Here is a 12,510-nt window from a genome sequence, read left to right as displayed (position 1 = left end):
AAGGTCTTGTGAAATTTGATCAGATTTTTTCCACTGTCAGTCCATACTCGCGAGAATAAGCCACATGGTAGCCAGCAATATCAGCCTCTAAATCTGCACCAAGAGCTAGAAATAGTTGGTCACGTAGCCACTTGTTGCGCTTAAGCACTTCAACCTCTGTTGCAGTTAGGACGTCTTGCTCGAGAGCGTCTAACAGAGCGTCAGCAGTGGTTTCATCTTTTAGCACCCAGAAAGGTAAAGAGACGATGCTACGTGCTAAAACCTTCGATAATTGCTCATCGATCTGATGACCGAAGTTGATATATTCGTCCGCTCGTTCAGGAGTAAAATCAAGGGTTTTCAGCCCATGATCGTCGCGAACAACCACGATAACTTCGAGAGCATCCTCGATATCTCGCACCTGGGCACCACCCGCACGTTCCTCTCGCGCTTCCAGGGTGCCTCCCCTCTTTTGGAGCCATACCGGACTAGTATCGGGAGGGACTTGTAAATAGCTTTGTTGGGCGCGCGATATTTTTTGGTTGAGCTGAATCTGAGCCTTTTCTTCGGCCTGTAAAAATTCTGCGGCCCATGATTCTGGATAATAAGGATCGTCCGAGTATGCAGCGGCAACAAGAGAAGCCACGTCCCCAGGGGAGCGGAGGACAGGGCCATGTTTGAGTAGGACGGCGAGAGTGCGCAGTAATGGTGCTCTGCCATAAACCGCGGTGCTTCCTGGATCTAGTGTGGGAGCAAGCTGAGCGTCGGGGGCGGAGCATGCTGCTATATGTACTCGTGGGCTGTGGTGGGCTACAGGGCGCTCGTGAGGAGCCCGCTTGTGGCGGTGGAGGCGCCCAACTCTCTGGAATATGAGGTCGATGGGGGCGATATCGCTAAATAGAACATCGAAATCGATATCCATTGATTGTTCAATGATCTGGGTAGACACCACGATCATATTGTGGGGGCGATCGGTTGAATCTGGCCCCAGTCTGTCCACGAGATCTTTCTCAATCCGGCGGCGCTCGTACCCTAGAAAGCGGGAGTGGAGCAGGATGAGTTCGGTCGAGTCCGAACAACGGTCTTTGAGAGCTCGGTATATTTTTTGGGCCCGGTTGACGGTATTGCACACCACTCCGATACAGCCACCGTGAGAGGATTCTTTAATCACCGACTCGATAAAATCTTGCGAATCAAGCCCCAAATAATCCAAGGTAAATTGACTGCTCCGGGAGCTCGGTTGGGTATCGCGCACGAGAAGACCTGTGGCTGTGATAGCACTAAGGAGCGGATAGCCTACGTGCTGATCGAAAGAGATAGCTGCCGCTTCTTTCGATTTCTTGCCGATGGCGATCATGCTACCGCTTCTGTAGGCCTCGAGAAGGTCTGAGCGCTGCTGCGGGGCGAGGGTCGCCGAAAGTGCGATTACAGGAATCCCCATGGCCCCCAACCACTCCAAGGTTCGTTTGAGGTAAACCGCCATATAGGCGTCCGCAGAGTGAATCTCATCAAGAATAACGACCTTATTACTCAAGCCTAGATGCCGAAGAGCAAGATGCTTGGTTCGTAGCGCTGCGAAAAGAATCTGGTCGATCGTCCCCACAGAGAAGTCCGCTAGGGCGCTGGTCTTACGCCCGGTAAACCACCAGTGAGGTCTGAAGTTACGATGGGTTTGAGAGTCTTCGTCGGAGATATCGTCGTCATAGATACCAGAGAAGTCTCCCCGAGCTTGATAAAAGATGGCCTGGTATTCATCGTTGAATTGGGCTTTGCCGTGGCTGAGCAAAGTTCCGGCCTGCATATCCGCAGGTAACCTTCTGTCAAGCCATGACATAAAGCGAGGTAGCATGGCATCGGAGGTCGCGCATGTGGGTAGTGCCGCAGTGATGCCGTTGAGGCCGAAACGCGAAGCCAGGATTTCTGCGGCTGCAAAGGCAGCCTCGGTTTTTCCTTCGCCTGTGGGGGCTTCAATGAGCATGAGGCAAGGGCTTGGAACCTCCCGCGCCATTCGCATAGCTTCTATCTGCACTGGCCTCGGACTTGCATTTTCGGGTAGGGAGAAACTGCTGCGAAATAGATCCGCACTGTTCTGGTCGGGAGCTGGGGTCCAGTGTGGTGGGAAGCGGAGAGATTTAATAGCATCGCGCGCTCGATCACTACTTGAGCGCTGATCGATCAGCGGGAAGAAATCGGTGTTCGAAGAAATCCAGTCCGCCATAATGACGAATCCGCACAGTATCATCTGGGCAGGCGCTGGGAGGGGAGCCTGTGTGAGTGCAATAATGTCTCCATCGTCAAGACCTGCGGTTTTGGCGGCCCTATCCCAATACACAAACCGATCTGCCGCCCAGTGCTTGCGGGCTTCTCGAGATAGAGCGCGGTTTGTTCGTGGTTGAACTAGGTTGAAGGATGGGAAGGATCCGTGATGTCCAGCGACAATCGTCGCTAGGGATTCTCGTGCCTGCCTGTTTCCGTCCGGATTGCGCTGAGCCAGCCACGTTATAAGGCTCTCAGCGCTAAAGAGGCTATGGAAACTTTGGGCCCCTTCGGAGGGGTTAAGTTTTATGAACTCGCCACCGTGTGCTGCGATGCGTTCTTTGAGGCTATCTATTTTTCCCGCAAATGCCAGGCTATGTTTACCAATATCATGTCCTGCCGTAAGAAAGATGGCGAGCTTACGGGCGAGTTCGTCATTGTTAGAAAAGTGGGTACTGATCAAGTCTTGTGAGTGTTGAGGTAGCCAATGATCCCACAACTGGGCAGCTACGCAGGCGGCATCATCGAGATGCCTGGTGAGCGGCATCGATTCACCGGATTGATGGTCGAATTTTGCCCACGCGCCCTTATGGATAGCTATATCTAGTGGCGGTTGGATAAATGGGGGTGTGGTCATGATGTCCTTAGGATATGAAGAAAGCTTGTGATGTATTTCCATTATTCTCGATGAGTGGACAGCGGGGGTACCACGATCGCCCATATATTCGAAAAAGCCCCCAAAACCTACACGTAGGCTGGGGGCTATCCCCGCTCGTGCGGGGATTAGTGTGATCTCTTTATCGCTAAGGGATCATTCCGAAGAACCCTCGGAATATCTGTTTATTCTACGGATCTTACCCACCGAAGGTAAACACACTGCAGGTAGTGGGACGCAAAGCTAAGTCTCGTTAAATGATTAGGGTCTTATTTACTGAAGTGAGAAGCTGCTGTTGCGTACAAATATGCTGCTGATCGTTATTTTTATGACGCTTCCAGCGTGGGATCGTGGGGTTAATTGCAGCGCTGTACTAAAAATTTTTCCGAAAATATGACGCTTCCCTCATGTTTTGTGGCATAGTATTGGGGACAAAATAATCCTGTCGACGAACGACTCCTAAGCGCGCCATTTTTTCTACATAATGCATCTAGACTTAAGCAAAGGTGCCTCGGGTGACCCGACATCGCCAGGCTTTCCCGCATCAATTTGAGGAGAACTTCTCATCGTGACCTCGCACATTAACCACCACGGCATCGAGTATTCGACGTCTCGCCTAACCGAGCGCTTTCAAACTGAACCCTTTGCGCTGGTATTCTCCGGCCAAGGCCTCGATTGGCTCGATACTTTTAAGGATGCTGTAGCCCACGGGGCTGGTCGAACTCTTGAACCCGTTATGAGCCGTGCTGAGGAACTTCTCCAACCAGTACGTTCCCTTATGGCGGGTACAAATCCCTTCGGATTCGACCCCATAGCGTGGAGCGAAGCGGAGTCTGTGAGCTTCGATCTGGCACACCCCGCGCTCAGCGTGCCTGGCATTTTTCTTGCTCAGTTAGCGGTTTTAGATCTCCTCGAAGACCAAGGGCTCAACGTAGAAAATGCAGCCGCGCACTTAGGTCATTCTCAAGGTGTTCTCGGGGTATATGCCTTAAAGGATCTCTCCGAGGCAGCGGAGATCCTTGCGATCGCCCGCTTAGTGGGGGCGGCTGTCACCCGTCACAGTGCCCATACCGGCCTTATCTCCGAGGGAGAACAAGGCCCAATGCTTGCCATTTCAGGAGTGAACCACGCGCAGTTGTCTCAGATCATAGACCAGAGCTGCCACGATATCCCACTGCATGAGCGGCCTCATATCGGGTTGAAAAATTCCCGCGATTCCTTCGTGCTCGTCGGACGCCCCGAGGATAATCAGCGAGTCAGGAACGCTATTATTCAAGAGGCTCAGGCCCAGGCGCAGGCCCGCGACAATAAGGAAACTGGCGGCGCTGTTTTGCAGCCGCAGATCACCGTGCTGCCGATTCTTGCCGGTTTTCACCATCCGCTTTTAGCCCCAGGTGTGGAGGACGTTGCCCAGTGGGCTGCACTTTGTGGCCTCGATGCGCAACGCGCCCGGGACATCGCGAGGCAGATTATGGTCGATCCTATTGATTGGCCCCATGTGGTGCTTGCTGCCTATGACCAGGGTGCGCGTTGGTTTCTCGATATCGGCCCCGATAGCGGCATGGTGCCCATGACCGAGAAAATCCTCGAAGGATTGTCGGCGCGCAGTTTCGCGGTTGCGCCTGTTCACGGTCAAGCTTTACTTTTTGATGCCGGTGCCGATATTCACCTCCCGCAGCCTTATTCCGACTTCGCCCCGCAGCTTGTCGAGCGCAATGGCACGCTGTGTGTGTCCACTAAATTTACTCGTCTTACGGGCTATTCACCCACCCTTCTAGCCGGAATGACACCGACAACAGTAGATCCAGAGATCGTGGCAGCCGCAGCAAATGCGGGTCACTGGGCGGAATGGGCTGGTGGTGGTCAGGTGACCGAGGAGATCTTTGCAAGCAATTTAGCTAAGCTTACAGCGCTCCTAGAGCCTGGGATCAACGCACAATTTAATGCTATGTTCTTGGATCCGAAGCTGTGGCGACTCCATGTGGCAGGTAAGGGGCTCCTTCTCAAGGCCCGTGCCGCCGGCGCTCCGCTCGATGGCATTACCATCTCCGCTGGAATACCAGAACCAGATGAGGCGGTGGAGGTGATCGCACAACTGCGTGCGGCAGGCTTGCCGTGGATTTCCTTCAAGCCAGGAGCCGTCAGGCATATACGCAAGATCCTCCAGATTGCTCGGATGGTCCCGGACACCGATATCATCATGCAAATTGAAGGAGGTAAAGCAGGCGGACACCACTCGTGGGAAGACCTCGATGATTTGCTCATGACAACCTATGCTGAGATCCGCCAGACTCCTAATATCACCCTCTGTGTAGGTGGCGGCATTGGTACTCCGGAACGCGCCGCGGAATACCTGACCGGCTCGTGGGCACGCGCTTATGATCTTCCCCTTATGCCTGTCGACGGTATTCTCATCGGTACCGCTGCGATGGCCACCTTAGAGGCTAAAACCAGCCAAGCGGTCAAGGAACTATTGGTGGCAACCCCTGGTATTTCAGGCTGGGTGGGGGCAGGCGACGCCCGGGACGGTATGGCCTCAGGTCGCTCGCAACTAGGTGCTGATATCCACGAAATTGATAATTCCTTCGCCCGCACCGCCAGGTTGCTCGACGAAGTCGCTGGTAATGAAGAGCTCTGCCAGGAGCGTCGTGAAGAAATTATCGCCGCACTCAACCGAACAGCAAAACCCTATTTCGGCGATGTGGAAGACATGACCTATGCGGCGTGGCTTAATCGATATTGTGATCTATCGGGGCCCTATCAGGGGCGCTGGGTTGACCACACATGGTTTAGCCGTTTCGCGCAGATGCTCAGTCGCACCGAGGCCAGACTCAGCCCCGTCGAGCATGGGGAATTCACCCCAACGATTACTGCAGACGCGGACCAAGACCCGCGAGAACTCATTGAACAACTGCTGAGCACCTACCCAATCGCCACCACCGAACTGCTGCATCCTGCGGACTGTGCATGGTTCTTTGACCTATGCGCTGGGCGCGGAAAGCCAGTAAATTTCGTTCCGCGCATTGACGCGGAGGTGCGACGCTGGTGGCGTTCGGATTCGCTCTGGCAAGCCCAGGATGAACGATACCCAGCCGACCAAGTAGCCATCATTCCAGGTATTAGCTCTGTAGCTGGGATCACCGCACTCAATGAGCCCGTTGCCCGTCTACTTGCCCGCTTTAATGCCACCACCATCGATCAGCTCCAAGCAGCAGGTGTTGCCGCCCAGCCGGATAATACCTGTGTGGTTGAGAAGGTACTGCGAAGCCCTGGTATTTTCTGGGCAGGGCACCACCATATTTCCCTCATCGAGCGCCTTGGCAACCGCGACCAGTGGGTGATGGGAGCAGATAGCGCTTACCACGAACCCTCCGGCGCCCACCTCGTGGCACTCGATCCTGAGCTTGCTCACCTGCGGATCCCCCTGGACACCAGCGGTACGCTGCGCCAAGAACTCGCCATTCGGATCACCGTTCCTAAAAACGCACCAGCGAGCAGCCTTCCCATAGTGGAATATGCTGACGCCGAAGCGGCTATGGAGCACCTCGCCAAGATTGCCTCCGGTGGGTTGTGGGGCGAGAAGATCGGCGAGACCTACCACCACCACGCACGCCTGAGTGCCCTAGACTGTACTGACTACCTCACCATCACCGCAGGGCATATCCGATCGCAGGTGAAATCGGGGGATATCCCAGGCACCATCAGTGGTACCCATCTTAATCCCGATATCCTAGTCGGCCCCGCATGGCCAGCTATTTTCCGGGCTTTGAGTGAAGCTAAAGTCCCCGATCATCCCTTATGGCGGGCAGTCGAGGGGCTGCTCAACCTCGTTCACCTCGACCACCATATTGAACTGCACAGAGAGTTAGTTCCCCCTACTGCAGGAGAGCACGTAGACCTCGATATATCGGCCACAATCCTCTCTGTGTCTGACACCACCAGTGGGCGCGTGATTGAAGTGCGCGCTGAGATTACTGAGCAGGGGCGCATACTTGCGACTCTGAGGGAACGCTTTGCAATTCAGGGCCGCACAGGTTCGCAGCCCCTGAGCCTCTCGCAGCCGGCTTTCCACCCCACCCCCTCTTCCTTCAGGGCCCATGCCCGTATTGTCGCTCCGCACTCTATGGAAGCTTTCGCAAAGGTGACTGGGGACCATAACCCGATCCACCTAAGTGATACCGCCGCCAAGCTCGCAGGCCTTCATAAGGGCGTCATCGTCCACGGTATGTGGACCTCAGCGATTGCGCAGCACATAGCGAGCGCGCAATTTACCGAAGGAAGTATTTCTACGCCCGCAGCAGAGATCCTGGACTACCACGTCTTTATGCAAAGCCCCCTCCTCCCCGGTGAAACCGTAGACTTCACCGTTGTACGCATCGGGGTCGATGAACGCGACGGTTATGGGGAAGTGCGAGAAATTACCGCCAGCGTTAACGATCGCCCCGTGCTCAAAGCTACGGCCACGATGAAGTCGCCGAGCACCTTCTATGCTTTTCCCGGCCAAGGCATCCAGAGCGTTGGTATGGGCATGGTTCAACGGCAAAAATCGGCAGCAGCCCGTCGCATCTGGGATCGCGCGGACCATCATACGCGCACCCAATTAGGGTTCTCGATTCTAGAAATTGTGCGCAATAACCCCCCTGCCATATCAGTGGGTAACGAGGTATTCACCCACCCTGAGGGCGTTCTCTATCTCACGCAGTTCACCCAGGTTGCTATGGCTTGTTTAGCAGTAGCGCAGATCGCAGAGTTGGACGAGGCGCACACCTTAGAAAATAACGCCTATTTTGCTGGGCACTCGGTTGGGGAATACACTGCGCTCGCTGCCTATTCCCATGTCATTACCCTCGAGAATGTTGTCGAGATTGTATATCAACGAGGCCTCACCATGCACCGCCTGGTGGAAAGAGACGAAAAAGGTAATTCCCAGTACGGATTAGCGGCTTTACGGCCTCATAAGATGGGGTTGAGTGAAGAAACGGTCTTTGACTATATCTCCACCCTGTCGCAGTCGTCAGGTGAGTTTCTTGAGATCGTGAACTACAACCTCGCTGGTAAACAATATGCCGTCGCCGGCACCATGAAGGGCTTGCATATCCTGGCAGCGGATGCGGAGCAAAAGGCCCCAGGCCAGCGGGCTCTAATTATCATCCCGGGCATTGATGTCCCCTTCCACTCCACGCATCTTCTCAACGGGGTAGCTGATTTCCGTGAGCATTTAGAGAGCCTCCTGCCTGAGGTGATTAATACTGAGGTGTTGGTAGGCAAATATATTCCCAACCTCGTTGCCCGTCCCTTTGAACTCACTCAAGAATTTGTGGGCGCCATATTAGATGTGGTGGATGCTCCAATTTTGCACACTGTCCTAGAACAGTGGGAGGATCGCATACACAATCCTGGGGCCTTAGCGCGCACCATTCTGGTGGAGCTCTTGGCCTGGCAATTCGCCTCTCCGGTGCGTTGGATTGAAACCCAAGATCTCATTCTGCGCCCCAAAAAGGCCCACGGCCTAGGCATCCAGCGGTTCATCGAAGTTGGAGTTGGCCATGCGCCCACCCTGGCTAATCTCATGGCGCAAACCGCAGCGATGGATAAATATCAGCCCACACACGTTGATATCCTCAACGTCGAACGTGACGCGGCGCAGGTTTTTGCCCGGGAAGAATACCCCGCACCAGCCATATTTACCGATGCTTCAGTAGAGGACAAACCAGAGACAGAAGCACCACAGCCTGCTGTCATCCCCGCGCCGCAAGCAGCCATCCCGGCGCATTCCACGCAGCCGCGCCCTGAGGATTTGAATTTCGGTGCCGCAGAAGCAACGAGAACGCTCATTGCCTTATGGGCTAAGGTCCGCCCCGATCAAATGGCAGCAACCGATACCATCGAGCAACTCGTTGAGGGTGTCTCCTCGCGCCGTAACCAGCTTCTTCTCGATCTCGGCCTGGAGTGCAACTTAGGTTCCATTGATGGGGCCGCAGACTCAGAGCTCAGTGACCTCTATGCCACCACAACGAGACTGAGCAAGAATTACCAGCCCTTCGGTCCAGTGCTCTCAACCGCGATCGAGGATGCCCTCAGGCGGCTGACCGGTCCCGCATCCCAGCGTCCAAGCTATATATCCGAGCGGATTACCAAAGTCTGGGAGCTGGGGCCAGGGTGGGTTTACCACGCCACCGCCGCCTTAGTACTAGGCGCCCGCGACGGTTCATCTATACGCGGCGGAGATCTAGCCACTCTTAAGCCCAGCTCGCCCAATTCCAGCAGCGAACTCGATCAGCTTATCGACGCTGCCGTGCAATCAGTGGCCACAGATCACGGCCTCACCGTGAGCATTGCACAATCGGATAATACCGCTGGGGCAGGAGTTAACCAGGAAGCAGTGCGAGAATTCACCGAGAGTATCACCGGAGATTCCGGGGTACTCGCCGCCACTGCACGCACTATCTTGACGCATCTGGGTCTAGAGGATCATTCCCACAGAGTCGACCTTTCAGCAGACGCGACTGATCAAGAGCTTTTCGATCTAGTAGCCAGCGAGCTAGGCTCGGATTGGCCGCGCACGGTGGCTCCCCGCTTTGATCCTGCCACCGCCGTGCTCATCGACGACCGCTGGGCATCAGCTCGCGAAGATATAAGCCGCGTTCATTTGGGTCATATATCAGCCGAAGACCTCGATCTTCGGGGCGCCGGCGAGAGCGTTGCGCAGCAAGCCGAATATTTCGGCCTCGATGAGCTCGCTGCTCAAGCGCGCGATATGCGACCCCTACAGTGGGAAACCGACATTGCCGTGGTCACTGGTGCCTCCCCGCAATCAATAGCCGCGCGTGTGCTGGAAGGCCTCTTGCACCACGGGGCCACAGTTATCGCGACGACCTCCTCGCTCGATCACCAGCGCTTGGAGTTTTACAAAGAGTTGTATGCGCGCTCCGCGCGGGGGAGTGCGGCGTTGTGGGTAGTGCCAGCCAACTTGAGTAGTTTCAGCGATATCGACCAATTATCAGAATGGATCGCTACTCAGCGTACCGCCCAAGTCAACGGCGAAACGAAGGTAATCAAACCAGCCTATAAGCCCACCGTGCTCTTCCCCTTCGCTGCCCCGCGGGTGAGCGGAACCGTAGCAGACGCAGGCCCCGAAACGGAGAAGCAAATGCGTCTCTTATTATGGTCCGTCGAGCGACTGATAGCCACGCTATCGCGCATTGGGATTGACACCCATATCGGTCAGCGCATGCACATCGTGCTGCCAGGATCGCCCAACCGCGGCATCTTCGGAGCTGATGGTGCCTACGGAGAAGCCAAGGCAGCTCTCGATGCACTGGTGAACCGGTGGGTAGTGGAAGATAACTGGAAAAATCACACCTCCCTCGCTCATGTCCTTATTGGCTGGGTACGCGGAACTGGGCTCATGGCACACAACGATCCACTGGTCAGCGAGGTGGAGCGCGCCGGGGTTAGCACATTTAGCACCACCGAAATCGCGTCCATTCTCCTCGACGCGATCAGTACACCAATCCGAGATAAAGCCTGCCACGCTCCCCAAATCATCGACGCGACTGGAGGTTTGAGCGATGCTAACCTGGATCTCGCAGCTCTGGCACGCGCTCAGCAACGCGAGGACAAGCAGGAGATAAGTGATACGCCCTCCACGATCAAGGCGCTGCCTAGCCCCTATCGACCACTGGGAGCAATCCATCCCGACTTCACCAACCAAGTGAGCCAGAATCTTGATGAGATGGTTGTCATTGTGGGTGCGGGTGAATTAGGGCCCTTGGGCAGTTCCCGAACGCGTTTCGACGCTGAAATTTCCGGTGATCTCTCCGCTGCAGGAGTCGTCGAACTAGCGTGGTCACTCGGACTCATCCATTGGGATCACGGCTGGCTTGACCAGGATGATCACGAGGTTGATGAGGCTGAGATCTACGAGCGTTATCACGACGAAGTCCTCGCACGCATTGGCATTCGTCGCTTCTACGACGATTTCGGAATGGTGGATAACCTCGCCCCCGAGCTCACCACCATCCACCTTGACTCCGATGTGAGTTTCCACGTTGCCGATGCTGCTACAGCTAAAACCTACGTTGACTCAGCGCCAGAGACGACCAGTGCAGAATGTGATCCTGAAACAGGGGAGTGGCGCATTGTTCGCCACTCCGGATCGCCTATCTACGTGCCGCGGCGTATGGCGATGTCACGCTTCGTGGGCGGCCAAATCCCTGAAGGCTTTGATCCTGCCACCTACGGTATCCCCGCAGATATGATCGATAACCTCGATCGCGTGGCGGTGTGGAATCTCGTTGCCACCATTGATGCCTTCTTATCATCTGGATTTAGCCCAGCAGAGCTCCTCGGATCCCTCCACCCAGCTCGAGTCTCTTCCACCCAGGGAACGGGATTGGGCGGAATGCAGGCAATGCGCTCACTCTATATTGATGGGCTCCTAGCACAACCCCGAGCCAACGATATTTTGCAAGAGGCACTGCCCAATGTGATGGCCGCGCATGTGATGCAGGGATATGTTGGCGGATATGGGCAGATGATCCACCCCGTTGCGGCCTGCGCCACGGCAGCTGTTTCGGTGGAAGAGGGCGTGGACAAGATCAAACTCGGCAAGAGTGATTTCGTTGTTGCCGGCGGATATGATGATCTCTCGATTGAAGGCATCACCGGTTTCGGGGATATGGCAGCCACCGCCAATAGCAAAGACATGGTGGCTCAAGGTATAGAAGAGCGTTTCTTCTCCCGAGCTAATGATCGTCGCCGTGGGGGATTCGTGGAATCCGCAGGAGGCGGCACCATCCTTCTTGCTCGTGCTAGCTTGGCCTATGAGATGGGCCTGCCGGTTCTCGGTGTTGTAGGCTTCGCAGAATCCTTCGCCGATGGTGCTCATACCTCCATCCCCGCTCCAGGACTGGGAGCGCTAGGTGCCGCCCGAGGTTCACAGGAATCTCGTCTGGTTACACAGCTTGCCGCAGTGGGAGTGAGTGCAGATGATATCCGCATTATTTCCAAGCACGATACATCCACCCACGCCAATGATCCGAATGAGTCCGATCTGCATGAAAAAATCGCTCATGCCATCGGCCGCAGTCCAGGCAATCCCCTCTACGTGATCTCGCAGAAGAGTCTCACCGGGCACGCTAAAGGTGGAGCCGCTGCATTCCAAATTATTGGGCTCACCCAGACGCTGCGCACGGGCATTATTCCGGCCAACCGCAGTCTCGACTGCGTAGATCCGGTCCTGCGCCAGCATCAACACCTAGTATGGTTGCGCTCTCCTCTTGATCTCAGCGAGCAGCCTGCTAAGGCAGGACTTGTGACCTCGCTCGGATTCGGGCACGTCTCGGCACTGATCGCTATTGTCCACCCCGCAGCCTTCGTGGAAGCGGTGCGACGACAGTATGGTGAAGATCGAGCAGAGCACTGGCAAGAAATATCCGAGGAACGAGAGATAATGGGCTTACGCCGGATACTCAATGCGATGCACGGAGGCAAGAAGCTCTACGAGAGGCCAGTTGACCGCAATCTAGGCGCCACCGGAGAGCACGCTAAACAGCGTGAGGCAGCGGTTTTGCTGAGTCCAACGGCGCGTCTTGTTAATGGAATTTTGGAGGTCTAGA

General features: G+C 55.4%; 2 protein-coding genes. One reads left to right on the top strand and one right to left on the bottom strand.

Annotation, left to right across the window (positions count from 1 at the left end):
• Positions 1-19: 19 nt before the first annotated feature.
• Positions 20-2,872 (bottom strand): CRISPR-associated helicase Cas3', encoded by a 2,853-nt coding sequence (gene cas3 / locus NXS13_RS08695; RefSeq protein WP_259289637.1) that lies wholly within the window; start codon positions 2,870-2,872, stop codon positions 20-22.
• A 586-nt stretch (positions 2,873-3,458) separates the two neighbouring features.
• Here cas3 and NXS13_RS08690 point away from each other — a divergent pair.
• Entirely contained in the window at positions 3,459-12,509 is a 9,051-nt protein-coding gene (locus NXS13_RS08690; protein WP_259289636.1) for a type I polyketide synthase, read from the top strand.
• The last annotated feature ends 1 nt before the right edge of the window (position 12,510 follow it).

Source organism: Corynebacterium sp. ES2730-CONJ (assembly GCF_024834055.1).
GTDB lineage: Bacteria > Actinomycetota > Actinomycetes > Mycobacteriales > Mycobacteriaceae > Corynebacterium.
The sequence above is the reverse complement of the archived record's forward strand: the minus strand, read 5'-3'. Positions and strand labels throughout refer to the sequence as shown.

What these genes read in the sequence shown, in the direction of transcription:
- cas3 (WP_259289637.1), bottom strand. Translation starts at nt 2,872, where the DNA reads ATGACCACACCCCCATTTATCCAACCGCCACTAGATATAGCTATCCAT.